Annotated in this window: 24 protein-coding genes, 1 pseudogene and 2 riboswitches; of the genes and pseudogenes, 12 read left to right on the forward strand and 13 right to left on the reverse strand. The window is 49.8% G+C overall.

From position 1 onward, the window contains the following. Window positions 1-84: 84 nt before the first annotated feature. A complete protein-coding gene (locus tag CK797_RS06270; protein WP_104688908.1) occupies window positions 85-1,002 on the forward strand; it encodes a magnesium transporter CorA family protein in 918 nt (305 codons plus the stop codon). A gap of 62 nt (window positions 1,003-1,064) precedes the next feature. On the opposite strand, the gene CK797_RS06275 is transcribed toward CK797_RS06270, so the two are convergent. Continuing rightward, entirely contained in the window at window positions 1,065-2,090 is a 1,026-nt protein-coding gene (locus CK797_RS06275; protein WP_104688909.1) for a cation diffusion facilitator family transporter, read from the reverse strand. 130 nt (window positions 2,091-2,220) lie between these two features. Continuing rightward, window positions 2,221-3,654, reverse strand: coding sequence for a C69 family dipeptidase (locus CK797_RS06280; protein ID WP_104688910.1), 1,434 nt, complete (start codon window positions 3,652-3,654; stop codon window positions 2,221-2,223). A 191-nt stretch (window positions 3,655-3,845) separates the two neighbouring features. Beyond that, window positions 3,846-3,943, forward strand: a riboswitch (purine riboswitch). Window positions 3,944-4,041: 98 nt separating this feature from the next. Between CK797_RS06280 and CK797_RS06285 the strand changes: the two genes are divergently transcribed. Continuing rightward, on the forward strand, window positions 4,042-5,352 hold the full coding sequence (locus CK797_RS06285; RefSeq protein ID WP_104688941.1) for a nucleobase:cation symporter-2 family protein: 1,311 nt from the start codon (window positions 4,042-4,044) through the stop codon (window positions 5,350-5,352). Window positions 5,353-5,737: 385 nt separating this feature from the next. Further along, the gene (gene nhaC, locus CK797_RS06290; RefSeq protein ID WP_104688911.1) at window positions 5,738-7,120 is read left to right on the forward strand and encodes a Na+/H+ antiporter NhaC; all 1,383 of its coding nucleotides are present in this window, start codon (window positions 5,738-5,740) and stop codon (window positions 7,118-7,120) included. 42 nt (window positions 7,121-7,162) lie between these two features. On the opposite strand, the gene CK797_RS06295 is transcribed toward nhaC, so the two are convergent. From CK797_RS06295 to CK797_RS06305, 3 genes are all read right to left on the reverse strand, one after another. Then, window positions 7,163-8,284 carry an aminotransferase gene (locus tag CK797_RS06295; RefSeq protein ID WP_104688912.1) on the reverse strand — a complete coding sequence of 374 codons (1,122 nt, stop codon included), beginning with the start codon at window positions 8,282-8,284 and terminating at the stop codon, window positions 7,163-7,165. A 14-nt stretch (window positions 8,285-8,298) separates the two neighbouring features. Next, on the reverse strand, window positions 8,299-9,717 hold the full coding sequence (locus CK797_RS06300) for a basic amino acid/polyamine antiporter (RefSeq protein WP_104688913.1): 1,419 nt from the start codon (window positions 9,715-9,717) through the stop codon (window positions 8,299-8,301). Between the two features lie 132 nt (window positions 9,718-9,849). Next, on the reverse strand, window positions 9,850-10,503 hold the full coding sequence (locus tag CK797_RS06305; protein WP_104688914.1) for a histidine phosphatase family protein: 654 nt from the start codon (window positions 10,501-10,503) through the stop codon (window positions 9,850-9,852). A gap of 172 nt (window positions 10,504-10,675) precedes the next feature. Between CK797_RS06305 and CK797_RS06310 the strand changes: the two genes are divergently transcribed. The 3 genes from CK797_RS06310 to CK797_RS06320 all read left to right on the forward strand — a co-directional run bounded on the left by CK797_RS06310 (window position 10,676) and on the right by CK797_RS06320 (window position 13,887). After that, a complete protein-coding gene (locus tag CK797_RS06310) occupies window positions 10,676-10,945 on the forward strand; it encodes a hypothetical protein (RefSeq protein WP_104688915.1) in 270 nt (89 codons plus the stop codon). Window positions 10,946-11,065: 120 nt separating this feature from the next. Continuing rightward, entirely contained in the window at window positions 11,066-13,198 is a 2,133-nt protein-coding gene (locus tag CK797_RS06315; RefSeq protein WP_104688916.1) for an LTA synthase family protein, read from the forward strand. Between the two features lie 167 nt (window positions 13,199-13,365). After that, window positions 13,366-13,887 carry a GNAT family N-acetyltransferase gene (locus CK797_RS06320; RefSeq protein WP_104688917.1) on the forward strand — a complete coding sequence of 174 codons (522 nt, stop codon included), beginning with the start codon at window positions 13,366-13,368 and terminating at the stop codon, window positions 13,885-13,887. 135 nt (window positions 13,888-14,022) lie between these two features. Here the strand turns inward: CK797_RS06320 and CK797_RS06325 are convergent, their stop codons facing one another. Beyond that, the gene (locus CK797_RS06325; protein WP_104688918.1) at window positions 14,023-15,252 is read right to left on the reverse strand and encodes a D-alanyl-D-alanine carboxypeptidase family protein; all 1,230 of its coding nucleotides are present in this window, start codon (window positions 15,250-15,252) and stop codon (window positions 14,023-14,025) included. A 69-nt stretch (window positions 15,253-15,321) separates the two neighbouring features. On the opposite strand from CK797_RS06325, the gene CK797_RS06330 reads away from it, so the two are divergent. Further along, the gene (locus tag CK797_RS06330; protein WP_104688919.1) at window positions 15,322-15,888 is read left to right on the forward strand and encodes a hypothetical protein; all 567 of its coding nucleotides are present in this window, start codon (window positions 15,322-15,324) and stop codon (window positions 15,886-15,888) included. Window positions 15,889-15,900: 12 nt separating this feature from the next. Beyond that, window positions 15,901-16,110 carry a hypothetical protein gene (locus CK797_RS06335; protein WP_104688920.1) on the forward strand — a complete coding sequence of 70 codons (210 nt, stop codon included), beginning with the start codon at window positions 15,901-15,903 and terminating at the stop codon, window positions 16,108-16,110. On the opposite strand, the pseudogene CK797_RS06340 reads toward CK797_RS06335, so the two are convergent. The 5 genes and pseudogenes from CK797_RS06340 to CK797_RS06360 form a co-directional block, all read right to left on the reverse strand. Next, window positions 16,097-16,273 (reverse strand): annotated as a pseudogene (locus CK797_RS06340) (L,D-transpeptidase family protein); the annotation flags it as partial. The gene CK797_RS06335 and the pseudogene CK797_RS06340 sit on opposite strands and share 14 nt — an antisense overlap. Before the next feature lie 239 nt (window positions 16,274-16,512). Further along, window positions 16,513-17,499 carry a bile acid:sodium symporter family protein gene (locus CK797_RS06345; protein ID WP_104688921.1) on the reverse strand — a complete coding sequence of 329 codons (987 nt, stop codon included), beginning with the start codon at window positions 17,497-17,499 and terminating at the stop codon, window positions 16,513-16,515. Window positions 17,500-17,512: 13 nt separating this feature from the next. Next, window positions 17,513-17,845: a metal-sulfur cluster assembly factor gene (locus tag CK797_RS06350; RefSeq protein ID WP_104688922.1), complete on the reverse strand. Its 333-nt coding sequence runs from the start codon at window positions 17,843-17,845 to the stop codon at window positions 17,513-17,515. A gap of 19 nt (window positions 17,846-17,864) precedes the next feature. Then, window positions 17,865-19,619: a dihydroxy-acid dehydratase gene (ilvD, locus tag CK797_RS06355; RefSeq protein WP_104688923.1), complete on the reverse strand. Its 1,755-nt coding sequence runs from the start codon at window positions 19,617-19,619 to the stop codon at window positions 17,865-17,867. A 346-nt stretch (window positions 19,620-19,965) separates the two neighbouring features. Further along, window positions 19,966-20,964, reverse strand: coding sequence for an NAD(P)/FAD-dependent oxidoreductase (locus CK797_RS06360; protein WP_104688924.1), 999 nt, complete (start codon window positions 20,962-20,964; stop codon window positions 19,966-19,968). 177 nt (window positions 20,965-21,141) lie between these two features. On the opposite strand from CK797_RS06360, the gene CK797_RS06365 reads away from it, so the two are divergent. Further along, window positions 21,142-22,104 (forward strand): nucleoside hydrolase, encoded by a 963-nt coding sequence (locus tag CK797_RS06365; RefSeq protein WP_104688925.1) that lies wholly within the window; start codon window positions 21,142-21,144, stop codon window positions 22,102-22,104. Between the two features lie 48 nt (window positions 22,105-22,152). Here the strand turns inward: CK797_RS06365 and CK797_RS06370 are convergent, their stop codons facing one another. Then, window positions 22,153-22,653, reverse strand: a complete 501-nt coding sequence (locus CK797_RS06370) for a TetR/AcrR family transcriptional regulator (RefSeq protein ID WP_104688926.1) — start codon at window positions 22,651-22,653, stop codon at window positions 22,153-22,155. A gap of 10 nt (window positions 22,654-22,663) precedes the next feature. Then, the gene (locus CK797_RS06375) at window positions 22,664-23,449 is read right to left on the reverse strand and encodes a sulfite exporter TauE/SafE family protein (RefSeq protein ID WP_104688927.1); all 786 of its coding nucleotides are present in this window, start codon (window positions 23,447-23,449) and stop codon (window positions 22,664-22,666) included. Between the two features lie 117 nt (window positions 23,450-23,566). Further along, window positions 23,567-23,656: riboswitch (TPP riboswitch) on the forward strand. A gap of 98 nt (window positions 23,657-23,754) precedes the next feature. On the opposite strand from CK797_RS06375, the gene CK797_RS06380 reads away from it, so the two are divergent. Genes CK797_RS06380 through CK797_RS06390 form a run of 3 tightly spaced genes read left to right on the forward strand, consistent with a single transcriptional unit; the run spans window position 23,755 to window position 26,369 of the window. Then, window positions 23,755-24,312, forward strand: coding sequence for an ECF transporter S component (locus CK797_RS06380; protein WP_104688928.1), 558 nt, complete (start codon window positions 23,755-23,757; stop codon window positions 24,310-24,312). A gap of 3 nt (window positions 24,313-24,315) precedes the next feature. Beyond that, window positions 24,316-25,719, forward strand: coding sequence for an ATP-binding cassette domain-containing protein (locus CK797_RS06385; protein WP_104688929.1), 1,404 nt, complete (start codon window positions 24,316-24,318; stop codon window positions 25,717-25,719). Further along, the gene (locus CK797_RS06390) at window positions 25,716-26,369 is read left to right on the forward strand and encodes an energy-coupling factor transporter transmembrane component T family protein (protein ID WP_104688930.1); all 654 of its coding nucleotides are present in this window, start codon (window positions 25,716-25,718) and stop codon (window positions 26,367-26,369) included. Before CK797_RS06385 ends, CK797_RS06390 begins: the two co-directional genes overlap by 4 nt.

A 26,369-nucleotide genomic window follows, 5' to 3' on the forward strand; every position in this document is an offset into this window, starting at 1 on the left:
GCGCCTAACAGGGTGGCTTTACTTTTCCGGTCAAAAAGAGTTGAATAGTAGTTACAAGATTACAGAATGAGAAGGTGAAGTGCGTTGTTGAGTACCGAAGAAATTAATGACCGCAGCAAATGGATCAGTGTCTTTGAACCCCTCCCCCGGGAACGAGAAGACCTAATCAAGAAGTACGAGGTTACAAAGGAACTGCTCGACTACGCAATTGACCCCTACGAAAAGGCGCGGGTAGAAGTCGATCCAGATGCTGGTGTGACCCTGCTGATCTTCGACGTCTACGTACCGACCCACGCCGTCACCGCCCCGCAAACCGCCCCGATCGGCATCATGCTGACAGCGAACAATATCATCACCTTCACCAATGCCAAGACCAACTTTGTTAATGGAATTATCGCTAACCAGTTGCGGATCCTGAAACGGCGTGCTCCAATCACCGATAAGCTTAACCTGGTCTTTCCCATTCTCTATCGCCTGTGTACCAACTACTTTGGTCCCCTTCGGCGGGTCGATCGACAGCGCCAGCAAATCCAGCGTAATCTGCAGCGCCGGACGGGGCGCAAGGCGATCAGTGAATTCATGGAGATTGAAACCGGCCTGGTATATATTCTGACCTCACTTAAGGGAAACGTCTCCTTATTGGAAGAGTTTAAGCGCCGCTATGCTGGCAAGATGTCGACCCGGCAAAACAACGACCTGGACGACGTCATTGTCGAAGCGCAGCAGGGGCTGGAAATGGCCCAGATGACATCAGATGTCTCCGAGCGGGTATCAAATGCCTACAGTAAAGTGATTGATAGTGACCTAAACCAGACGATGAAATACCTGACCATTTACTCAATCGTCCTCTCGGTACCGACCATCGTTTCTGGTTTCTATGGTGAAAACGTCAAGCTTCCTCTTGCTGACGGTCAATACTCATGGGTCTTCACGATCGCCATCACCCTAGTCTTAATGGTGGCCTCAGCAATCTTCATGATTACCCGTCACTGGTGGAAGTAGCAAACATAATAATAAATGGGTCCCAACAGTCATATAAACGGCCGTTGGGACCCAAATTATTTTCAAAAATGACCACTGACGTCTTTGTCCGAGAACGAGTGCGGATCTGGCATGAAGGAGATGTCAACGTCGATAATCCCAAACTGTTTACGGAGCATTCGCTCAATCTTCTCCGATAACTGGTAACTCTCTAAAACGGTCATCTTGCCATTAACGACCAGGGTTGCGTCCAGCGAGACGACGTTACCGTTATAGTGGGCCTTGAGCTCTACAATCTGGTGAACCTTCTTGACCTCGCGAATTGCCTCATAGTACTGCTGCTCCGCCTTGGGATCAAAGTAGTCCGCCAAGTTCAAGCTGGTCTCAAAGAAGATCTTCAGTCCAGAATAAAGGATGAAGAAGCCAACCACAATACTGGTAGCTCCATCAAGCCAGGTCAGATGGAAGAGCAGGGCTCCCGCAATAGCCACCATTGTTCCAATACTGGTAAAGGCATCACTCAGGCTATCTTGGGCTGAAGCCAGCAGGGCGGCATTAGACAGCTGGTGACCGGTGCGGCGATTCATGTACCAGACAACCAACATGATCACCGAGGCAATCCCTGCCCCAATGATAGCCACTGGTTCAGGAACCACCCGTTTAGCCGGGGTGAGAAGGCCCTTGATCCCCTCACCGATAACGCTGAGGGAAATCGACACCATCACTACCGCTGTGACCAGGGAAAAAACTGTTTCGTAGCGCCAGCGAACAAACTGAATCCGCTGATCACCGCCCAGTACTTTCTGGTACTTGCTATCTGGAAGCTTGGCTCCCGCAATATCATCATCATTGATGTCCTGGGCAATGTGGAGTCCCATCATCAGCAGAACGGTCGAGATGATTCCCGACAGATTATTGAAAGCGTCGGCCCGCAGCGTCTGAGACCGACTAATGGCAGCTAGCCAATACTCTAAGATCGAGATGGCAAGGTAAGCCACCACATTGTAAATCAGGTGTCGCTGGGCGGCACGGATTTTGGTCAGCTCATTGGCCTGATTCTGCTCCCATTGCTTCATTTCTCGTGTGACGTGTTTCTTAAACTTACTCAAACTCACTACTCCCCAAACGAAAAGTCCGCCATTTATTCTAACACTAAAGAAGCCCGGCTGAACGGGTCTTCCTGAAATATCTCAGGAGAAGCCGTATAGCCGGGCTTATCTTGGTTAAGTCATATTTATACTAAAGGTTGTTGCCCCGTTCAAACTGGAATTTAGAGTTCAACAAAGCTTGGTGAATCAGACTGCTCATCAGCTGATGGGTTGCCGCGGTCACGTGGGCCGCGGACTCTTGGTTGGCCGCTGTCAGGTAGTCGGTCAGCTCAGCGTCTTGCTTGCCCGCGGCCGCCTCAGTTATGGCATCGACGCGGCTAACCCCGTAACTCTGGCAGCCATCACGGAAGTCATTCACCTCGTTGATGAATTCATGATAACGTGGTTCTACGATCACCTCAAGGAGCTTGTGCAGCCAATAGGCACTCTTGGCCGGGTCGGCATCGTTCGTGGCCACTTGGTAGTTGGCTGGCGTATCGTTAATGTTGGTGAAGAACGGTACATATGGGCTATAGCAGTAAAACCCGAAGTTGATCCACTGGATAGCGGCGTACTCAGCCGGCACGTCATTACGGATCTGCAGGATACAGGAGCTTTGGTTCCGGTCCAGGGCAATCGAACGGAACTTTCGCTGTTCCTCCGGGGTACCGGATGCAAAGGTCCCCATTGGATCATACGGGGTACCATTGTAGTGTGATGACAGAAACTGTTCTACATCCTCAACCGCGATCTTCTTCTCAGCATGTTGGATGAACGGGATATTTTGGCTGGTGGGGTCCTGTTCCAAAGATGGTGTGAAGAGCTTTTGCCCGTACCAGGAACGTGGCGTGTTGTAGTAAGCATCGGCCTCATCCTGGGTCCCGAAGATGTTGCGGAAGTTGAAAGTTTCCGGGTTCGGATTAAGGTGGTACTTATCCACAAACTCGCGGATGCCACTTGCATACATGTAATTGTCGGGATCGTCAAAGTCAATCTCTTCGATGCACATAATGTTTGGCGCAATTGCATAGGCGTCGTCTGGAATTCGCTGGGCAACCCACTGGTGACCACCAGCGGTCTCCAGGTACCAAACCTCATCGTGGTCGCTGAAGGCAATTCCGTTCGTTTCACCCGTCCCGTACTTCTCAATCAGGTGGCCAAGCTGTTGTACCCCTTCTCGAGCACTCTTGATGAACGGCAGTACCAGGTAAAGCATTGAGTCCTCATTGACCCCGTTCTTAACCAGCGGGTCATGGCCAAGCACGCGGGCGTTGGTCATTTCGGTTTCAGTAGAGCTCATGGCCACGTTGTGTTCGTTGATCCCCTGTTCATCCCAACGGCCCTCGTCGGGAACCCCATTCGGTGTCGCCGTGAATCGGCATCCCTGTCCAGCCATATCAACGGTTAGACCGTTGTACTTGGAAACGTAATGCTCACCTGTGTAATCCTTGGCCGGAAATACCTTGAAGGTCTTCGGGTTGACCCCGTCTTCAGCGTCTTCGTCCCGGGCGATAATCGTGGAGCCATCAATTGTGGCGTTCTTTCCAACTAACATCGCCGTACAACTACTCATTTTTTTCTTCATAATGCGTTTCGCATCCTCTCTGTTTAATTGGCAGACTAATTACTTTTTAATATAATACCACTTTTGTCTCATCTAGGACTAATCTACCAGGAGAAGTAAGCTGAACAATTTATTATAACATAGTCGGTTTTAATAGTTAAAAGCGAACTTTACCCTTGCATCCTCCACCATTCCATGTTAGGATAACGACACTTCCAACGAAATCAATAGCCTATATAATGCCGTAATATGGACGGTAGTTCCTACCCAAAGCCGTAAACTTTGGACTATAAGCGAATTGAACATCAGCTCTTTTTGCTTTTACTTGGCAAAGGGAGCTTTTTTATTTGACTGTTGATCGAATTGGCCATCACTACCATATAGGAGGAACTATTTGTGAAACAACCAATGATGATCACAACCCATACTCGCCGCATCGGATTTACCAAACAGTGGCAAAACTTTGTTCTCGGCTTCCAGCACCTGCTAGCGATGTACTCAGGAGACGTTCTCGTGCCGCTTTTAATTGGTCAGTACCTGCACTTCTCTACCCTGCAGATGACTTACCTGGTCTCCATCGATATCTTCATGTGCGGGGTTGCTACCCTCCTCCAATTAAAACGGACGCCAGTAACCGGGATCGGCCTGCCTGTTGTCCTCGGCTGTGCCGTCCAGGCAGTAACCCCACTGGAATCTATCGGTAGCAAACTTGGGATTACTTATATGTATGGGGCAATCATCGCAGCCGGGATTTTTGTCTTCCTAATTGCCGGCTTCTTTGCTAAGCTCAAACGCTTCTTTCCACCAGTGGTTACCGGATCTCTGATTACCATCATCGGTTTCACCCTGGTTCCAGTCGGCTTCCAAGATCTCGGGGGCGGTTCAGCCACGGCCCACTCCTTTGGTGACCCGGCCAACCTGCTGATCGGTTTTCTGACCATTGCGATTATCTTGCTCTTTAATGCCTTTGGCCGCGGCTTCATTAAGTCGATCGCCATCCTGCTGGGGATTTTGATCGCCTCATTGTTCGCTGGGACGATGGGCTTTATCTCCCTGAAACCAGTCAGCGAGGCTGCTTGGTTCCACACCCCGCAGCTTTTCTTCTTCGGGGTACCCCGCTTCAACCTCAGCGCCATGATCACCATGATGATGGTTTCCTTGACCACCATGATCGAGTCGACCGGGGTCTTCTTTGCCCTCAGCGATATCACAGGCCGCCAGCTTACCAGCAAGGACCTTGAGCGCGGCTACCGGGCAGAGGGCATTGCCGCCGTTTTGGGCGGGCTCTTCAACACCTTCCCCTACTCAACCTTTTCTGAGAACGTCGGTGTCCTGAAGATGTCCGGTGTCAAAACCCGTCGGCCTGTCTACTACGCTGCCTTCCTTCTCCTTCTGCTTGGCCTCTTGCCGAAGGTTGGTGCCCTGGCTACGATCATCCCATCTCCTGTCCTAGGTGGTGCAATGATCGTGATGTTTGGCATGGTCGGCGTCCAAGGGGTTCAGATCCTGCATAAGGTTGATTTCACCAACAATGCCAACCTGCTGACGGCATCCGTCTCGATTGGCCTGGGCCTTGGGGTCACCATGTACCCCCACATCTTTCAGCACCTGCCGACTGAATTTCAGATCATTCTCGACAATGGAATCGTAGTTACCAGTGTGTCCGCCGTCTTGCTGAACCTGCTCTTCAACCACCGTTGGGCCCAAGCGGCTAAGTAAGTCTCTCATTTCATTTTAATTTTATGATTGACTTTCTCATTTCGACACGATATGATAATTTCAACAATTATCGTTTCAGTAGGTGTCCTGTTGGGTGTCAGAGAGCCGGTGGTGATGTGCGAACCGGTCAGGCAGGAATGACCGAATTATCGCGAAAATATTAATTGTCCGGCCATAGTCAGTGCCGTTACCACCTGATATGAGTGCACACAATGTGTAAGCTGGGTGGTACCGCGGTTTAAAATCGTCCCGTTGATAATAACGTCAACGGGACGATTTTTTGTTGGAAAGGAGTTTGTTATGCGAGATTGCGGTGGAATCGTTCGATATTGTAGAGATACATAGTTTTAGCCACTAGGTATCTTTAACGAAGGAGAATTTATTCATGAAAAAAGTTAGTTTTGGTGAGTCCATCACCATCTTAATCGTTATGTTAATTATTCTGGGAACGGCGGTCATCCACTTTGGTCTCTCTCCACAGATCCCAGTTTTATTCACAATTGCCCTGCTGGTCTTCTGGGCCAAGCTACGCGGTGCTTCCTGGGATGACATCCACAAGGGAATTCAAGATGGAATTGGTACTGCGATCATCCCAATCTTCATTTTTATCCTAATCGGAGCCCTAATTGCTGTTTGGATCCAGGCTGGGATCATCCCGTCCATCATGGTTGTCGGTTTCAACTTGATTAGTATTCGTTTCTTTGTCCCGTCGACCTTTATCGTCTGCTCCTTGGTTGGGCTGTCGATTGGGAGTGGTTTTACCACTATCTCAACGATTGGAATCGCCCTCTTCGGAATGGGAATGGCAATAAACGCTAATCCTGCCCTAGTCGCCGGGGCCATCATCTCTGGGGCTGTTTTCGGTGACAAGATGTCCCCACTGTCGGACTCCACCAACTTAGCATCAGCGATTGCTGGCAGTGACCTTTTTGCCCATATCAAGAACATGATGTGGTCTACCATTCCGTCGTTTATTGTCTCCTTCATCCTTTTCTGGATTTTGGGCAACAGCAACGGTCAGATGAGCATTGCCAAGATCAATCACACTATTATGGTCCTACAAAATCATTTTACAGTCAGTTGGTGGGCACTCTTGCCAATCGTCCTGATGTTTGTCTGCGCTTGGCGACACATTCCCGCCATTCCAACCCTCTTTATCAACATCCTGGTGACTGTCGGAATGATCTTCGTCCAGAAGCCAACTGAATCGCTGAAGTCCCTGACAAACCTGATTACCGAGGGCTTCGTCGCCCACACCAGCGATCCTGCTGTTAACGCCCTGCTTTCCCGGGGCGGAATCACCAACATGATGGGAACCGTCTCCCTAATCATCGTTACTCTCTCCCTTGGGGGGATCCTAATGCGGTTCCACGTTGTCCAATCCGCCATGGCCCCACTGGTTAAGCACCTGCGTAAGCCGGGGCCACTGGTCACAACAACTATTCTGTCTGGGATCGGAATCAACCTCTTTGTCGGGGAGCAATACCTCTCCGTTATCCTGCCCGGGAAGGCCTTTAAACCCGCCTTCCAGCGAATGGGACTTGCCCCATTGGCCCTTAGTCGGGTCCTCGAAGACGGGGGCAGTGTCATTAACTACCTGATCCCGTGGGGAGTGGCCGGTTCCTTTGCTGCCGCTACTTTAGGTGTGCCAGTGCTTCACTTCCTGCCGTTCGTCTTCTTCAGCCTTTTCTCACCGGTCTTCTCAATTCTCAGCGGGTTTACCGGAATCGGTCTGAAGTGGGCCAAACAGTCGACAAAACAGGATTAACCACAAAGAAAAAGGATCGCACAATGCGATCCTTTTTCTTTACTAATCATACTGGTGCATATACTTAGACAGCCGTTTCAGTCCCTCTCGCAGTGTGGCCTCAGGGGCACAGTAGCCCAACCGGGCATGACCTGGCGTATCAAAAGCATCCCCAGGAACCAGCAGGACCCCCTCATCTTTCAGGAGGTTCTCACAGAAGGTATGAATGTCCACCGGTACATCCAGCTTTGGAAATGAGGTTGAGACGGCCCGTGGCATCACAACACTGGCCCGGTCCTCGTGATCAATCCAGTCCTTGTAGATAGCTAGGTTTCCAAGAACCAGCTTCCGGTTGCGGGCCAGAACCTGGTCGCGGTGGTGAAGAACATAGGTCGCCAGCTGATCATTGAAGACCCCACCACAGATCATAGTGTAGTCCCGGAACTTACGGAAGACATCCGCTAACTCGGCATTGGTCGCCGTCCAACCAATCCGAACCCCAGGAACAGAGTAAGTCTTCGACAAGGAGTTAGTTGAGATTCCCTTATCATAAAGGTCAACAATCGGGGCAAAGTCTTCCGGACGATCCAGTGGCAGATAAACCTCGTCCACCAGCACGTAGGCGCCAACCGACTTGGCGATCTCAACCACTTGTTCCAGAAAGTCCCGGTCTAAGATGGTTCCAGTCGGGTTATTGGCGTTGTTCAGGCAGATCATCTTGGTGTCGGGGCGAATCAGATCCTTGAGCTCGTCGAGGTCCGGATACCAGTCATCCTCCTCGTGGATGTGCCAGTAATCGACGTCCGCACCCAGCGATTTTGGAATATCATAAAGCTGTTGGTAAGACGGATACTCGGCAATCACGTGGTCACCACGGTTGATCAGAGCGTAGAGGGCCAGGAGATTGGCCCCAGTAGCCCCATTCGTCTGCAGAATGTTCTCGGGATCAATATGCTGATAGAGTTTGGCCACCTCCTGCTTAAACTCCGGCGACCCTTCAATCCAGCCATAGTTCATCTTCTGCTTGTCCAGCATCGCATAAAATTCTTGACCATTATTGCCGTCTAAGTTGAGCAGGTCGTGCATGCTCAAGGAGGCAATTGTACTCTGCGAGATGTCGTAGGTAGCACTCTTTTCCCACTTGTTGAGCCAGGATTCCACGCCAAATGGTGCAATTTTAACCATGAAAATCAAACCTCCTAGTTAATTGAAATCGTGCCGTTGATAACCAGAACCAACGAGGCCACAGCAAAGATGCCAATCAGCCCCATCATCCACTTTTCCTTGCTGGTAACCTGGTGGCCAAATTCCTTGCAAGCCTGCAGGTAGAAGATGAAGCCGGGAAGAAAGCCGACAGAAACCACCATAACCTGCTTCCAGCCAGACAAAGCCATCGCCATCAACTCAAACAGGGTAGCGACCAAACCGATGGTGAATTGGCCCCAATCCTGGTGCTGCCAACTGTACATCATCTGGTATATTCCCACAATCAGATAACAGATTAGAATGGCCGCTGTACACAAGGTGTAGGCAAAGTTATAAGCATAGGACGTGAACAGCAGAGAGAACAGGAACAGTGACTGGAGAACACCAGTGATAAGCAGGGCACGGGTTGGCGCCTTCTTGGCGTTAACCTTCCCCCATGAGGTTGGCAGTGTCTGATCGTCGGCCATCAACATTAGTGACTCGGCCGGCAGCATCGTCCAGGAAAGCCAGGAAACCAGCACGGAGATAATCAGCCCAACACTGATCAAGGCCGCTCCCCAGCTACCAACTAGGTGCTGCATGATGGTCCCCAAGGCTGGCTGACCACCAGCGGCCAATTGGGCCCGACTCATGACCCCGTAAGGCAGAACAGAAACTACGATGTAGATCGTCAGCAGACTGACCAGCCCCAGAATTGAGGCCTTTTCGGCATCAGACCGGGTCCGCGCCCGGCTCGTCAAAACGGAAGCCCCCTCAACTCCGACGAAGAGCCACATCATAACAATGATGGAACCCTTAACCTGATCGAAGACAGAACCGGCCTGGTCGCCGTGGGCATTCTGAGCCACATTGCCCCAGAAGTCGGCCGTAAAGATTCGTGCTTTAAAGCCTAGGATCACACAGATAACAAAGACTACCAGCGGGATAATTTTGCAGACGGTCCCAATCGCATTGATGAAGGCCGCCGACTCGATCCCTTGATTAACCAGAAAGGTCAGCACCCAGGTCAAAATAATGGCAACAATGATTGAAAACAGGTTTTGACCATTCTTAAAGAGGCTAGGGAAGAAGGTCCCCAGGGCACTCATCGTGATGGTAGCAAAGGCAATGTTACCCAGCCAAGCCGACAACCAGTAAGCCCAACCAGAGATAAACTCCCCTAAAGGTCCAAACGCTGCGGCCGCATAACTGAAGATTCCCGAGTCAAGGTCGGGGCGTTTCTGCGACAAGTTATTCAACGATAGGACCAGGGTCAATACCCCAATCCCCACAATGATCCAGGCGATAATTGCCGGGCCCGGGGCCGCGGCGGTCGCCAGATCACTGGTGATCCCGAACGCCCCTGAACCAATCGTGGAACCGATGATCAACAGTGTCAATTCACTAGTGTTAATTCCCCTTTTCTCATCCATGTTCTCCCCACCTCACGATCAATTTTAGAAAACCTTAAAATTATGCGTTTATTATATCAATTTGTGAAAACGTTATCAATTGAATGACAAAAAACTGATGACTTTTAAGTCAGCCATCAGTTATGCTTTGGATTATTTATCATATTCAACGATTTTAAAATCGTCATCTGTTAAAGTAGCGGTCGTTAGGCTCCCATTTTTAGGGCGAACGGTAACGTCGTACTTGCCGCCTCCGAAGCGTTCTACCAGACTCAACAGGGTATTACCGTGACTAACCCAGAGGACGTTAGCGTCGTCAGGCAGGCCGGCATGGCGAACCAGGTCAATTCCCTTGTCCATCCGCGCCCAGTACTCGGTATTGTTCTCGGCATCGTGAAACGGGTCAGCGTCCTTCAGCCAATCCTTTGCCTGGCCAATTGAGTACTTGGTGACGATGTCACGGAAGTTCTTGAAGCCATGTGGCGCCCCAGCGTTGTACCAGGCAATATCCATGTTGGTACCTTCATAAGACCCGTAAAACTCTTCCCGGAAGTACGGTGAGGTTACTGGATGCTCGACCGAGTTGGCTTGGTTGAGGTCCAGGATCGTCTGAATAGTTTCCATTGCCCGGGTCGTGTCGCTACAAAAGGCAGCAGCGAAATGAATGTTCTTCAGCCGTTCCCCGGCATCGTGAGCGTTCTGCTTGCCCTTTTCGGTCAGTGGGGAGTTGCTCCAGCCCTGCAGCTTATTATAGACGTTAAAGTAGGTTTGTCCGTGACGGACCAGGTACAGATTGAGTTTTGTCATCTTAATCATCCTCCTAATTACTGCTTTTCTTTATTGTACCGCTTCCATCGAACCGATTGTAGGAATGCCATCTTAATTATTTCTTAATCGTATTTAGGGATCTTTTAATATTTTGGCCGTAATTCTTTCATAACCATCACCTAAACTGAAAGCATAGAAGGAAGGAATTAACATGACATTGAAAGATACAAGCAACACCGACATCGTTGCCGCCCGAATTGTCGCCGTCAATGGCAGGTCAGTTAAGGTCATCACTGAAGATGGCCAGAAGCTGCGAATTCCTCTTACCCAAAAGTACCTCCAAGATAAGAATTGGCTGGCATCTTTAAGGGATATTCTCAATGCGGGGATCTGGATTCCAGTCAATCGTCATCTCAAGCGGCTATTCAACTACGACTGGCTGACCGGTCCGGACCCGGCCACAGCTTCCGCAAAGAATTAAGTTTTGACAATGATTGAAGCAAAAATCATGTTTCGCGCTAATCTGTGATAAAATACTTTTGATTTGCTAAATTTATTCTAGCAAGTTAAACAAACATTTTGATTGCGAGGAACATTCCTAATGAAAAAATTAAGCAAATTTGTGGACACTAGGATTGGCTTTTTCATCCTCCTAGTCGTCCTTTTTTGGTTCAAAACCCTGTTTGCTTACTTTACTGACTTTAGCCTTGGGGCCGAGGGAATTTTCCAGTTTTTAATTCTGATTTTTAATCCCCTGGCAACCACTGCATTAATTTATAGTTTAGCATTCTACTTTAAACGAGCCCGTTTCTTCTACCCGGTAATCATGGGGTTGGACATCGCCAACACCCTCTTGCTCTACCTCAATGTGATCTACTACCGAGAATTTACGGACTTCATGACTATTGCTACGATGACCGGTTATTCTAAGGTCAATCAGGGACTCAGTGGGAGTTCGCTGGCCCTGACCAACTTCCATGACATCTTCTACTGGCTTGACATCGTGATCATCTTAGTCCTAATGCTGCTGCGTAAGATCCACTTTGACCCACGAGCGGTCGGCAGCCGGTTGGCCTTTGCCTTCACCTCAATGTCATTGGTCCTCTTCGGGGTCAACCTGGCCTGCGGTGAGATGAGCCGTCCCCAGCTGCTAGGTCGAACCTTTGACCGCAACTACATTGTCAAGTACCTAGGGATCGATGCATTTACTGGTTATGACCTAGTCAAGTCCCAGCACATCAATGATATGCGGCAAAGTGCCACCAAGTCTGAGCTGGAGAAGGTTAAAAAGTTCACAGACAAACACTACGCTAAGGCTAACCCGCAGATGTTTGGAATTGCCAAGGGCCGCAACGTAATTATCATTCACCTGGAGAGCTTCCAGCAATTCATCATCGATAAAAAGATCAACGATCAGGAGGTTACTCCCTTCCTGAACTCGCTCTATCATAGTAATGATACCTATGCTTTTGATAATTTCTTTCACCAGGTCGGCCAGGGAAAGACCAGCGATGCGGAAAACATGCTGGAAACCTCAACCTTTGGCTTGCCCCAGGGATCGCTGTTTGCCACTCTGGGTAGTGATAATACCTTCCAGGGGGCCCCGGCAATCCTTAACCAGCGGGCGGGCTACACCAGCGCGGTTTTCCACGGTAACGTCGCCAGCTTCTGGAACCGGAACAACGTCTACAAGAACCTAGGCTACCAGTACTTCTTTGACGCCAGTTACTACGACACATCTGGTGACAAGGCAACCGGCTACGGGCTGAAGGACAAGTTGCTCTTCAAAGACTCAATCAAGTACCTGCAGGCCCTTCAACAGCCGTTCTACGCCAAGTACATCACGGTTACCAACCATTTCCCATACGACCTAGACGATGAGGATAAGGATCCAAACTTCCAGACCACCAATACGGGCGATGCCAACGTCGATAACTACTTCATAACCGCCCACTACCTTGACCAGTCGGTTCAGGAGTTCTTCGACTATCTCAAAAAGAGCGGTCTCTACGACCATTCCATTATTATGATCTATGGGGACCACTACGGAATTTCCAACAGTGAGAACACTTCTCTGGCCAGTGTCCTCGGTAAGACCGCCGATAACTGGACAGATTTCGATAACGCTCAGCTCCAGCGGGTTCCAATGATGTTTGTCATCCCTAATTCCGGTGGTCACGGTCATATTGACCATACCTATGGTGGAGAGATCGACGTCCTGCCGACCTTGCTCCACCTGCTGGGGATCTCTTCCAAACGCTACATCCAGTTTGGAACTGACCTCTTCTCTAAGCAGCATAGCCAGGTCGTCGCCTTCCGGAATCAAGACTTTGTCACCCCGCACTATACGGTAATCGGGGGCACCGTCTATGATAACCGGACTGGCAAGGAAGCCAAGCTGACCAAGAAACAGCAGGAGCGAATTAAGAAGGATCATAAGCTGGTTAACACCGAGCTAAGTCTATCAGACTCGCTGAATGAGAAAAACCTGCTCCGTTTCTACCATCCGAAGGGCTTCAAAGCCGTCAACCCGGCTGATTACAATTATTCAAACGGGTTAAAGCAGGCCGAACAAATCGAACGGAAGAAAGGGAACAAGTCGACTAGTCTTTACTCCGAGAACCATAACCAGTCAACTGAGAACTACTTCAGCACCGACGCACCGGAGCAAAACCACTCCTCAACTGATTCTAACCGGATCAAGATCACTAACCCAGATGCCAACAATAAGTAACATGCCATTTTGGTCCCACCGCCACCTATGTGTGCCGGCGGGGCCCTTTTTATTTCCTGGGAAATATTCACTACGGAAAATTAATAATCTCTTAAACTTTGTGAACAGTGCCCAGTAACCACCGTCTAATTTGATAGAATAATGGCAAATGTATAGGAGGGATATGCTTGTCTTTAACCATTAAATCGTTAATCTCAAGCCTGCCTGAATATCGTCAGGTCAAGGCACTTTATTATCGGGCCTTCCCCAAGTATGAGCAGGAGTCTTGGAGACGATTGCTCTTCAAGCAGCTCTTCCGACGGGCCGACTTTCTAATCTTCTACGACCAGAACCAGCTTATCGGGCTCTCTTACATCATCCATCACCATGGAATCCATTACGTCCTCTACCTGGCTGTCAACGATCAGGTTCGCTCCCAAGGCTACGGGAGCCGGATCCTCAACCAACTCAAACGGTGCTATGCTCCAGACACCCTGATCCTGGACATCGAGCAGCCGGACACGGCGGCGGCCAACAACCACCAGCGCTTACGACGGCTCCATTTCTACCGTAGGAACGGCTTTTCCATGACTGATCGACTTACCAAGACGCCGGCAGTCACCTACCAGCTGCTGACAACTTGCCAGCAAATTGACCACACTAAGGTCGATAACATGTTTGCCTGGTTTAACGGACGGACGTTTAATTAATAATAGTATACTGGTACTAGACGACACTTGACTGTGTCATACGTTATCTTTAATAAGATTTGAAAGTAAAATAAGTGGCTACGGCAGGTTAATCTTGCCATAGCCACTTATTTAATAATATTCACCATGCCACTACTAGTGCCATAAACGCTGCCAAAAGTTGCCCCGCACAACATTATCGGTACTCAGCAGCTTATATGTCAGCGGGCCGCCGTCCAATGTCTTGAGCTGGCTACTTGAGAGATCAAGTTCGCCCACCGTTTCGTTACGATGAAGTGGCGCCTCCAGTTGTCCCGTCTTATTGAGATACTTTTCCTTCATCTTGACCGCCAGCGTGTACTTATGAAGCTGTCCACCGGTATTCCAGACCGTGACCGCCTGTGGGCTAATCGTTGCTTGTCTAGTCTGCCCGTTGGCCACCGCCTGCTGACGAATGTCTTTTGGCAAGGTGATGGTCTGAAGATGCCCGTCTTGTTTCAGCATCCGATATAGACGCTGGGTCTGGATAAAACGGTTATCCTTATTCTTGCCATTAGCGTGGAGAACGACAGTAATAATCCGGTGTCCGCGATAGTTCCCGGTGCTGACGAAACAGGCCCCCGCCGTATCCGAGGTTCCCGTCTTCAGGCCATCGATCGTCACCCCCGGTACGGTATACTTACTGCCTGGCAGCATCTCGTTCAGGTTCTTTTCAGTCTTTGCCTTCCCCTTGGTAATCATAAAGCTGGCCTGCTTTTGGGCGGTAACCTGCAGCAGCTGTGGATAATGATTCACCAGGTAGCGCGCCAGGATAGCAACGTCCGTGGCAGTCATCGCATTCTCGGCCTGATCTGAATATTGCTTGATCGATAATGTCTTCAGATCCCCGTTGGTCAGCCCCACCGGATTGACAATAGTATAGTCCTTTAGGCCGATTTCCTGGGCCTTCTGTTGAAGCTTCATGTTGAACTCATCTAGGCTGTCACCAGCCGCCGCAGCCAAAGCCAGTGCCGCCCCATCGGCGGACTTGACCAGGGAGGCATTCAAAAGTTCCCGAACTGTGTACGCGTTTCCCTCCTGCAGACCGATCACTGAATACTGAGGATCGTTCGAGATTGCCGCTATCCCGCTGTCAACCTTGACCTTGGTATCACCAGTGATCTGCTTGCTATGAACCTCGTCCATAATCACTACTGCCGTCAGAAGCTTGCTTATTGATGCAATCGGCAGCTTCTTGTGGGCATTCTGTTCGTAAATCACCTGTCCGGTGGAAGCATCCACCATTACCGCAGCCGACGCGTCAATCAGTGGCTTGGCATGTACGGGTGGCGTAATAATCCCGAGAAGCAAGGGGATCATTAACAAGAGTGCCAAAATCTTTTTCATATTTTCCTCCAAAATGGTTAATGATACGATAAGATAGAAAAGAGATTAACAACGTAAGGAATTGATCAAATGAATAGCAAACAAAAACAGTTTATCCTACTCACCGCAGCCCTGTTCGCCATCGTTGTCCTCATCCTCAACGTCCATACCTACGTCGACAGTAGCCGCTTCATCGTCAGTGCCAGCCGTTCAAGCCAGATTCTCAATATTAACCGGCTGCGGCACCCAAACGTCAACAAGCCGTCTGAACATCGGCAATATCCAAACCTACGTAAACAGGACCGGCTCCGACTTATTATGGTGCCAGGCCTAAAACGACTTTACGTGCTCAACGGCCACCGAGTAATTTACATAATGCATGCCCGAACTAACATTCGTCAGCAAATCCTCAGAACCCGTGGGCACCATGGCCAGCAAATCGACCATGTTAACACTGGTCACACCTTGACGGGACGCAGCTGGTCTGCATTGAGTCACCAATGTTATATTGTTGCTCCTGCGGCGGTTGACCAGGATAAAGTCGCTAAAAACTGGCTGAAGACAGACTTTGCCTTCCCCAACACAATCCAGTTATCGTGGCCGGATGCACAGTGGCTTCAGTCCCTGCCAAAGGGCTCCAAGATCATCATTCGTTAAAGGAGGTTCATCATGTTCAGTCGGTACTTAACCCGGACATTTTTCCGTCACTTGATCGTGAGCGACGGTGCTCTGATCGTCCTAATCATTCTCTACAACCTGCTCGCAATGGTCATTCCCATCGTGAAACTCACTTGGTTGGCGAGCTTCGTTATATTCATCTTGATCAACGCTATCTTAATCAGCTTAAAAGTGGTAATTCCACTGCTTAACCAACAATAATAACCTTAGTGCCAACCGGTAAATTCAGTTCCATCCAACGAGCGTCAGGAACTGATAGTCGAATGCAACCATGAGAACCCTGCATTTTACCTAGCTTAGCTGCTTCCTTCTGGTTGTATGAACCATCTGCCTTGGTCGGTACACTGTGGAAGAGATACTCTCCTGTCAAATTAAATTTGCATTAAGCAAAAACAACACTATTATATTATAGAAAAGTAATTATTCAATCATTGAAAAGTCAAGTAAGTATCATTCGCTCTAATCGTGTACCACCTGTGTCTCTTCTTCAAACTCGTCCTCGATATTTTCGATCACGTACTCCGCCAAAAATAAAGCGACGCTGTACCCATTATGGATACGGCGTCGCTTTTCTTCTTAATTGATTAGGCAGACATCGTCAAACTATTCCACAACCCTGTCCTTCATCCGCTGATAGTCTTGGATTCTCTCTGCTAAGCTCTCCTTGGTATGGTTCTTCCACCAAGATGACAGAACGGAACCCGAGATGTTATGCCAAATGCTAAAGAGGGTCGATGCAATCGCAGCAGCTGGTGAGAAGTAGGTCAGCGCCAGGGTGGCCCCTAAACTTGAATCTTGCATTCCTACCTCAAACGTCAGGGCTTTCTGCTGTGGCTGATAAAGCCGGAGTAACCGGGAAAAGAGGTAGCCCAACGTGTAACCCAATAGATTATGAAGCATTACAACGGGGATCACGATGGCGGTGGCGGCAGTAAATAAGTTAGCATGGTTAGCAGACACTACCGCCCCGATGATGGCTAGGATAGCGAATTGGGAAACGATCGGTAAAAAGTCCAAAACTGGCGCCAGCCGTTTACCAAAGAGGGTATGGACTACCACCCCGAAGACAATTGGGAGAACCACGATCTCAAGTGTACTCATAAATAGGTTCTGAGTTGGCACCTTAACATATTGTCCGGCAAACAGGTAAAGAATCGTCGGCAGCATTACCGGAGCCAACAGGGTCGACAGAGCCTCGATTGAAACATCCAGGGCCACGTCCCCACCGGCAAGGTAGGCCATGACACTCGATGAGGTTCCGCTAGGGCAGGCTCCCACCAGTATTACTCCAGCTGCCGTAGCTCCTTTTAACTGAAATACTAGGCACAATAACCAGGCCAGGCTTGGCATGATCAGGTAGTGTGCTACCGTCCCCAATAAAACCGGAACCGGCTTTTGAACAATACGTCTGAAGTCGTGGCCGGTTAAGGTCAGCCCCATTCCAAACAGGATAATGCCCAACAAGTACTTTGTATTGGCAACAACCGGTGCTGAAAAACTGGGCACAAGGTAGTTAAATACTGCCCACAATACCACAAAAAGCGTAAACCACTTGCTTAACCACCTTCCAAATACAACAACCTTATTCATTTTTCTTCCTCCTCTATTTTTCAACGTGGTAGCCAAGAGCTATCCTAGCAGTCCTACTCATCCGTGCTGGCGTCCAGGTTGGCTCCCAGACAACATCAATTTGTACCTCCCGAACACCAGCTACCTTCCGTATCGCCGTATTAATCATCTGCTGTAATACATTCGTAATTGGACAGCCCATTGTAGTCAGGGTCATCGTTACTGTTACCGTTCCATCAGCCGTCATATTGACCCCGTAAATCAAGCCCAGGTTAACCAGGTCAATCCCGAGTTCTGGATCAACGACTCCCCGTAAGGCCCGAATAACTTGGTCAGCAACCAAATCACCCCGTTGTACTCCATCCATTATTCTCCCTCCGTTTCACCTACTTCAATTCATTAGCCACCTTGAGCAGCTGATCATAACCGACCATCACGCCACCGGTATCTGCTGAAGTTACCAGGGCCTGGTAACGAGCTAAATACCCCTGTTTAACCTTAGGCTTGAATGGCGGCAGCTTCCGACGACGGTGCTCAAGTTCCTCATCAGATACCAGCAGATTAATTGTCCGCTTGATTAAATCAATATGGATACGGTCCCCGTCTTTGATGAGGGCAATTTCACCACCCGAGGCAGCTTCCGGGGAAACATGCCCAATACAGATACCGTGAGTAGCACCGGAAAAGCGGCCGTCCGTGATCAAGGCCACGTCCTTGTCTAGTCCCCGACCAATGATATCGGATGTTGGATTCAGCATCTCGGGCATCCCCGGTCCGCCTTTTGGTCCCTCATAACGAATGACAACAACATCGCCTTTCTTAACGGTTCCATCATCGATTCCTTCAACGGCGGCATCATGAGAGTCAAAGCAGACCGCTTTACCGACAAACTCCTTGATAGCGGGGTCAACCCCTGCGGACTTAATAACTGCGCCTTTTTTGGCAATATTACCGTACAACACCGCCAAACCGCCTACCGATGAATACGCCTTGGCAACTGGACGGATTACTTCCTTATTTTGCGAATAACAGCCAGCAACGTTCTCCCGGATCGTCTTACCAGTGACACTCGGCCGATCAGGATGGAAGACCCCATTCCCCATCTCAATCAGTTCATTCATAATGGCCGGCATCCCTCCAGCGTTGTGGACATCCTCCATTGTCCAGTGGGAAGACGGCGCAATTTTGGCAATGTGCGGCGTCCGTTCCGCAATTTGATTGATATCTTGCTCGGTATATTCGATCCCGGCCTCGTGGGCAATGGCTAGACCGTGCAAAACGGTGTTGGTAGATCCCCCCATTGCCATATCAGTGGCATAAATATCGTCAAAGGCGTCCTTAGTCATGATTTCTCGTGGCTTCAACCCCCGCTTAACAAGCTTAACTACTTGACGGGCCGCCTGACGGACTAGTTCGCGGCGTTGTGCTGAGACAGCCAAGGCGGTTCCATTAAACGGCAATGCCATCCCCAAAGCTTCCATCAAGCAGTTCATGGAATTAGCTGTAAACATTCCGGCACACGATCCACAAGTCGGACACGCGTTTTGCTCCATCTCTAGGAAATCTTCCTTGGAGATCTTGCCGTCCTTGAAGGCCCCTACCGCCTCAAACATATTAGAAAGGGTGATCGCTTTTCCGTTGGGGTCTAGCCCTGCCTTCATCGGACCACCTGAAACAAAGACCGCTGGAACATTGGTACGAGCGGCCGCCATCAGCATCCCCGGGGTGATCTTGTCACAGTTAGGCATGAATAGCACCCCATCAAACCAGTGGGCGTTAATGACTGTTTCAGCGGCATCGGCAATTAGCTCACGGCTAGGAAGCGAGTAACGCATTCCAATGTGCCCCATTGCGATTCCGTCATCAACTCCGATCGTGTTGAATTCAAATGGCACCCCACCCGCCTTACGAATCTCCTCCTTGGCAATATCCGCCAGCTCACGCAGGTGGACATGCCCAGTAACAATCTCAATGTAAGAGTTGCAGATAGCAATGAATGGTTTGTCCATGTCTTCGGGTCGTCTGATACGCCCCGTGGCATACAGGAGGCTGCGGCCCGGTGCCCGGTTAACGCCCTTGGTAATCTCGTCGCTGCGTTTCTGCAGTTTATCAGCATCAAAAGAAAAATTAAGTGTTCCCATCTATCTCACCTCATAACTAAACCCTCACCAACAACAGAAGCAAAAGAAAAACGGCCAACAGCTTTGGCAGCTGTTGACCGTTTTCAAGTATGGTCATCATCACCGCCCAGATATAATACCTGGGCAGCATCAATTAGCGCCCAGATCATTGAATGATAATGACGCTAATAATTAATACTTGTTGTAATGATTGATGACTCATCCTCTTGCCCCTTTATACAGTTAAAACTTAATTAGAAAATTAAATTAACGATAGAATAACAGAAACGTCTAGAAAGTCAATCTCATCCTACATGTTTTTAAAATATAAAGTTTTAACCTCGTTTAACCAAGATTATCACTGTTGTTACTTTCGTTTAATATGCATTGATGAGGAATGGACCGCCAGTCGTTTCTTCGGGTAGAGCTGCTTGGCTAGGGCAGTCACCGCTGTCGGCGCTTCCCCAAAAGCCGCGGCAATCAATGCTGTCTTCCCTGGATAGGTTACCCCGTCACCGATAGCATAGACTCCGGGAATACTGGTCTGCATGGTTGAATCAACCGCCAGGAGATGACGCTCACTGGCCAAGTTCAACGACCACTTCGTCAGAGCCGCGTTATTGGAAGTAAAGCCGTAGTTAACCACGATTGAGTCGACCGTCAGTTGTTCCTCATCGTCACTACGCATCTTCTTTAAGCCGATCGTCACCGCATCTTCTGCCGTTGTCAGCTTCTTGGGCAGGTAGGGAGTAAGCAAGTGAACGGGGGACGCCTTTAACTTGCTGACGGTGTGTTCCAGTCCCCGAAATTCGTTACGCCGGTGGATCAAGTAGACGTCCTTGGCCACCGGCTCCAGCATCAGGGCAATATCGATAGCCGAGTCGCCACCCCCTAGTACCGCCACACGCTGACCAGTAAAAGCATCCTTATGACCAACAAAGTAGTGCAGCCGGTTCCCCTCCAGTTGGTCGGCACCATCGAGAGCCAACTTGCGCGGCGTAAATGCCCCATTGCCTAGGGCAATGATGACCGCCTTAGAGCGGGAAGTCCGGTGAGCTGATGTAATGGTGAAGGTCCCGTCGGCTTCTTTAACCACGTCGTCAACGGTCTCACCAAGGAACTGATCAACCGGGGCAATTGCCAATTGGTCCTTCAGGTGATCAATCAACTCCTGACCAGTAACTCCTGGCAACCCGGCAACGTCCCAGATCCGTTTTTCCGGATACAAAGCAGCAACCTGGCCGCCTAATTGTGGCAGGCTCTCAATTAACTGGGCCCGAAGCTCATGCAGGCCGCAATAAAACGCAGCAAACATCCCCGCTGGGCCTCCACCAACAATGGTTACATCATAACTATCCTCCGTCATTTAATATGGACCTCACTTTCTTATTTTTTGTTTAATCATTATAACATTTTCTTACTTAATTAAATTTTTAATGAAGCGCTACCATCTTTAACGTTTTACCTATTGTGTTTACTAAAAAATTAATTTATTATAGAAAACGTAGATAGTAATTTTTTAGTTAATCTTGGAGGGACTAATATGGCTAAAAGAAAAATGATTCTTGATCTGGATACCGGTGTTGACGACGCTTTAGCGATCGCTTACGCTCTAGCAGATCCAGATGTTGACTTAATCGGGATTGTCAGTTCCTACGGTAATAACCTGCTCGACGTTTGTGCTGAAAACAGCTTGAAGCTCTTGGAACTGCTCGGTCACACTGATATTCCAGTATTCAAGGGCTTACCACACTCATGCACAACGGATCACTTCGACGTTATGCAGGTTTCCAAGGACATCCACGGAAACAACGGTATCGGTGAAGTCCAACTGCCTGCCCCAAGTCGGAGCATCGAAGAAGAATCCGGTGTAGACTTCTACATCGACGCCGCACACAAGTACGGCAAGGACTTAATCATTATCCCAACTGGTCCAATGACCAACCTGGCCGCTGCTCTTAAGAAGGATCCAGAGATTGCCCACCTGATTGGCAATGTTACCTTCATGGGTGGGGCATTGACGGTTGAAGGAAACGTTACCCCGGTTGCAGAAGCCAACATCAACCAGGACCCGAAGGCTGCTAACGAAGTCTTGACGTCTGACCTGCCACTGACGATGGTCGGCCTTGACGTTACCCTGCGGACCCTGCTGACCAAGAAGGAAACGCAACAATGGCGTGACCTTGGCACCAAGGCTGGTAAGGCCTACGCTGATATCACCGACTTCTACATCGACGCCTACTACAACCTGGACATCGACAAGAATGGTTGTGCCATCCATGACCCACTAGCTGTTGGTGTTGGGATTGACCCATCCTTCGTTACCACACTGAGCCTCTTCGTTAAGTGTGTCTACGAAGAAGGTCCTTACTACGCTCGGATCATTGGTGACAACTCCAAGCTGAATGATCCAAATCCTAACGTTAAGGTTGCCATCAACGTCGACAAGGAACGTTACCTGAAGGTCTTCATGGACCACTTAACGAACCTGTTCAAAGAACACTAATCTTACTTAAACTAAAAGCTGCCGAATCTAAGTGGTTCGGCAGTTTTTTTAGTTCAGCAGTCTTTCCAAAATCTTCTTCAACCTAGTTAAGGCCATTGCCTGGCCAGCGGGATCCTGGAGACATTCATTGATGGTGGTATGACAAAGGGCCATCACGGCCCATTCGGTATCTCCTCGCGGCTCAACGGTCCGCCGTACTGGTAAGATTCCCTCATTGGTTAGAAAATGGCGCCGAATAAAGTCGTAGTAGGAACTATGATGGACCCGGTCAACAAAATCGGCCACCATCTGATAATAGTCCTGAGCGGTCAGATCCCCAGTGGTAATTGGTGCGTGGATCTCATTCATCACTGCCGCGTACAGGTAAAGATAGGCGTCGGTCAGGTCCGTGAAGTACTTATAAAAGGCGCCGCGCGAAATATCCGCCTGCTTGATGATTCGGGCTACCTCGGCGTCCGGCAGGCTATGCTGGCTGAACTCGGTCAACAGCGCATCGGTGACCCGCTGCTTCTTTTCGTGCTTCAGGTTCTGAAAGGTGCGGCTTGGCATGGTTCTCACCTCACATCATGTTGCGAATGACCAGGGATACGGCCAGAATCAAGGCTCCACTTCCCACAATAATCTGCATCAATCGACCGGGGAGGCGTCGAACGATGATCGGCCCGAGGATCCCACCAAGGATATTACCGACGAACAGGGGCAAGACATATTGCCAGTAGATAACCGCCTCAATGGCGAAAATAATGGCTGCCATCGTATTAGTGGCCGTCATGGCAACATTCTTCAAGGCGTTATTGACGGCAAAGGATTGTTGACGGTTGACCACCGTCAGCAGGGTCAGCATCATGACCCCGGCCCCAGCATTGAAGTAGCCAGAGTAAATGCCAACGATGAAGATCCCAACCCAGGCCAGGAAGCGGTGCAGGCGGGACCGGCCAAACATCCGACTATTCTGCACTAATTCTGCATGGGCCTGGCGAGGATGGTGGGGCATAATCAGAATAACCCCGGCAATACCGATGCAGATCGGGACCAGTTCCTGGAACCACTTGCTGGGCAGGGCGAAGAGCAAAAGGGCACCGATGATCGCTCCGGTCAGGACGACCGGGATCATCAGCCACATCTGTCTGCGGTTGTTGCGAAGTTCCTTGGCGGAGGCGACTACCGAGCTGTACCCGCTGGCGACGGTTGAAAAGCAGCTGGTGACGTTGGCCATCACTGGGGACAGCCCCATCGCCAGTAGCGACGGATACGAGACCAACGAGGCTAGACCCGCAGCAGCACTGGTGATCCCGGCCAGGATCCCAATGATAATCAATAAGATAATTGAAACTAATTCAGACATTTTTCCTCAACCTTTATTTTTAGTCAGCTTCCATTGTACGCGTTCCGCCAATTTTCTGCACGTCCTTTGTTGATTTGAACTTCCGGAGCAATTTATGTATCATAAACAATAAGATTAATACGATGTCTGGGGTGCCATTTGGCTGAGATAATACCCATTGAACCTGACCTGGCTAATACCAGCGGAGGAAGATTCGGTAAATTTCAATTGCTAACACAGTCTGTATCCCACGATGAGCTTCATTGTGGCTTTTTTATTTGCCTTAAGACCGCCTTAATCCAATCTATTTCTAAGGAGTTTTACTTATGAAGAAAGGTTTTCACTTGCGCGACATCATCCTGCTCGCTTTGCTTGGGATCATTTTCGGTGTTATCTATTTTGCGGCGGCATTCGTCTATAACGGCCTGACTCTTCTATTGACCCCGATTGGCTACGGTCCACTGGCTAATGATATCACTATGGGGGTCTGGTGCATGGCCGGACCACTCGCTGGCTTCATGTTTCGTCTGCCCGGTGCTTCATTTCTCGGTGAGTTTCTCGGTGCCACTGTTGAGATGTTTCTCGGTGACCAGTGGGGAGCAGCTAACCTGATTTCTGGTGCTGTCCAGGGTGTCGGAACCGAGTTAGGCTTCACCCTGACCGGTTACCGGATCTATAACTGGTTAACCATCATCCTAGTCACCATCTCAACGACCATCGTCACCTTTGCCTGGGACTGGTTCCGTAACGGCTACAGCCAGTTTGCCGGGCAAATGCTCCTGGTTATGATTATCGTCCGTTTCATCTCAATTTTTCTCTTCGCTGGGGTATTGAATAAGCTAATCATCAACATGCTCACTCGGGCACATATCGTTCGGAGGTAAGCCATGACAGCCATCAAGATTGAACAGCTCAGCTTCCAATTTGAACGTCGACACCCCGTCATCTGCAACCTCAGTATAAATATCAATAGAGGTGATGCGATCCTGGTCACCGGTCCATCCGGGTGTGGGAAATCCACTCTTCTTCGCTTGATTGCCGGTCTGCTGCCAAAATACGGGGGACAAGTAACCTCCGGGCAGATCATCCGGCCCCAGATTAATCATCATCCGACCAGAATTGGAATGCTCTTCCAAGACCCCGCCATGCAGTTTGCTATGGATACCCCCCGGCACGAACTCGAATTTACCCTCGAAAACTGTCAGGTGACCCCCCAGCAGATACCAATAAGACTACAGGCAGCTAGTGAATTCGGTCGGGTTGGAAACCTGCTCGACCAACCAATTTCTACCCTCTCCGGCGGTCAACAACAACGGGTGGCCCTGGCAGTGGTTGTAGCAATGGCGCCGGATATTCTCCTACTCGACGAACCCTTTGCTGCCATTGACGAAGACAATCGTCGTTTCCTAATTAACCAACTCCAGCAATGGCAGACTGCCCAGTCAGGCCGGACCATCATTATTACCGATCATGACTGCCACGGTTATGCAGCCTTAAATCCTAAGATTTTCCGATTTGAAAACCAGCAGCTCGCTGCTCTCACCTCAGCTGAGGGAAGGGTATTGATTGCGCAAGCAGACAAGATGACACATACACCAATCCGAGTAGCTCAACCAGCAGCAACGGCCCCCGCAATTATTCACCTCAGTCATGTCAGCATCAGTTGCGGCCAGCGCAAGCTGATCACCGCTCCAGATCTGACAATTGTGCAAAATAAGATTACCCTGTTGACTGGGGCTAATGGGGTCGGCAAATCAACTCTCTTTCGGACTTTAACCCGTTTGATCCCTTACCAGGGCACAATTAAATATCACGAAACGGACATCCAGAAAATATCACCCGGGAAATATCACCAGAAAGTCGGTCTCGTCTTCCAACAGACTAATGAACAGTTTCTCAATGTCACGGTGGGAGAAGAGTTAACTCTCAGCGCCAAACACCGCCGCCAACCCTTACTCACTAATGACCGCCTGACAGCCGTTCTCCGCAATTTTAACCTAGCAGGGATGGAAGACCGGGTTGTCTACTCACTTAGTGGCGGTCAGCGCAAGAAGCTCCAGCTATTGGTCATGCTGATGATCGGACATCCCGTCCTCCTGCTTGACGAACCCTTCGCCGGGCTTGACCAGAACTCACTGGCTACCGTCTTCGATTTAATCAGACGTTGTCAGCGGGCTCTCCCCCAAACCATTCTAATCATCAGTCACCAGCTGACCGGACTCAACCAACTAATCGACTACCACCTCCACCTAGCGGATGGTCGGCTATCATACTTGGGGGTGAAAGCATGAATCCCAGTTTGAAACTGTTCTTCGTCCTCATCGTTGCTATAGAGGTAACCTTCACCAGCCACCTCTATAGCAATTTAGTGATCATTGCTCTGGCGCTGGCTAACTTGCTCTACCACCATATCAGCTGGCGCCGGCTGTCTTGGCTAGTCGTCATCACCCTGGTGCCAGCCGTAGCGGTCTTTGTCACCATTGCCTTCTTCAGTCCCAACCGCAACATCCACTTTGCCTGGGTCCTGGTAACCCGACTCTATGTCTATGTCATGACCGGCGCAACCATCTCCTGCACCACCAGCGCCCTGCAGTTGGTCCGTTCCCTCGAACAAAACTGCCACCTGCCGAGTAAGTTTGCCTACGGAATCCTAGCCGCCCTCAACCTTCTGCCACGAATTCGCCAGGAAGTCAGGATTATCCGGATCGCTGGCCAAATGCGTGGTGTCACTCTCCACTGGTGGTCACCACGCCTGTACTTCAAAGCAATCTTAGCCGCCAGTCAGTGGGCTGACCAGTTAGCTCAGGCCATGGAGAGCCACGGCTTCGTTGAAGGCCAAGGCCGAACCAGCGCTCATCGTATTCCACTGACTAGTCGCGACTGGCTCACATTCACCGGTCTGGTGGTCATCCTTCAGGTGCTTATCATTGCACTCCCTTGA

Source organism: Limosilactobacillus pontis (genome assembly GCF_002940945.1).
GTDB classification, from domain to species: Bacteria; Bacillota; Bacilli; order Lactobacillales; family Lactobacillaceae; genus Limosilactobacillus; species Limosilactobacillus pontis_A.

Coding starts and splice junctions, on each gene's coding strand:
- CK797_RS06280 (WP_104688910.1), bottom strand. CDS start 3,654: ATGAAGAAAAAAATGAGTAGTTGTACGGCGATGTTAGTTGGAAAGAAC.
- CK797_RS06285 (WP_104688941.1), top strand. CDS start 4,042: ATGATGATCACAACCCATACTCGCCGCATCGGATTTACCAAACAGTGG.
- nhaC (WP_104688911.1), top strand. CDS start 5,738: ATGAAAAAAGTTAGTTTTGGTGAGTCCATCACCATCTTAATCGTTATG.
- CK797_RS06295 (WP_104688912.1), bottom strand. CDS start 8,284: ATGGTTAAAATTGCACCATTTGGCGTGGAATCCTGGCTCAACAAGTGG.
- CK797_RS06300 (WP_104688913.1), bottom strand. CDS start 9,717: ATGGATGAGAAAAGGGGAATTAACACTAGTGAATTGACACTGTTGATC.
- CK797_RS06305 (WP_104688914.1), bottom strand. CDS start 10,503: ATGACAAAACTCAATCTGTACCTGGTCCGTCACGGACAAACCTACTTT.
- CK797_RS06310 (WP_104688915.1), top strand. CDS start 10,676: ATGACATTGAAAGATACAAGCAACACCGACATCGTTGCCGCCCGAATT.
- CK797_RS06315 (WP_104688916.1), top strand. CDS start 11,066: ATGAAAAAATTAAGCAAATTTGTGGACACTAGGATTGGCTTTTTCATC.
- CK797_RS06325 (WP_104688918.1), bottom strand. CDS start 15,252: ATGAAAAAGATTTTGGCACTCTTGTTAATGATCCCCTTGCTTCTCGGG.
- CK797_RS06330 (WP_104688919.1), top strand. CDS start 15,322: ATGAATAGCAAACAAAAACAGTTTATCCTACTCACCGCAGCCCTGTTC.
- CK797_RS06335 (WP_104688920.1), top strand. CDS start 15,901: ATGTTCAGTCGGTACTTAACCCGGACATTTTTCCGTCACTTGATCGTG.
- CK797_RS06345 (WP_104688921.1), bottom strand. CDS start 17,499: ATGAATAAGGTTGTTGTATTTGGAAGGTGGTTAAGCAAGTGGTTTACG.
- CK797_RS06350 (WP_104688922.1), bottom strand. CDS start 17,845: ATGGATGGAGTACAACGGGGTGATTTGGTTGCTGACCAAGTTATTCGG.
- ilvD (WP_104688923.1), bottom strand. CDS start 19,619: ATGGGAACACTTAATTTTTCTTTTGATGCTGATAAACTGCAGAAACGC.
- CK797_RS06360 (WP_104688924.1), bottom strand. CDS start 20,964: ATGACGGAGGATAGTTATGATGTAACCATTGTTGGTGGAGGCCCAGCG.
- CK797_RS06365 (WP_104688925.1), top strand. CDS start 21,142: ATGGCTAAAAGAAAAATGATTCTTGATCTGGATACCGGTGTTGACGAC.
- CK797_RS06370 (WP_104688926.1), bottom strand. CDS start 22,653: ATGCCAAGCCGCACCTTTCAGAACCTGAAGCACGAAAAGAAGCAGCGG.
- CK797_RS06375 (WP_104688927.1), bottom strand. CDS start 23,449: ATGTCTGAATTAGTTTCAATTATCTTATTGATTATCATTGGGATCCTG.
- CK797_RS06380 (WP_104688928.1), top strand. CDS start 23,755: ATGAAGAAAGGTTTTCACTTGCGCGACATCATCCTGCTCGCTTTGCTT.
- CK797_RS06385 (WP_104688929.1), top strand. CDS start 24,316: ATGACAGCCATCAAGATTGAACAGCTCAGCTTCCAATTTGAACGTCGA.
- CK797_RS06390 (WP_104688930.1), top strand. CDS start 25,716: ATGAATCCCAGTTTGAAACTGTTCTTCGTCCTCATCGTTGCTATAGAG.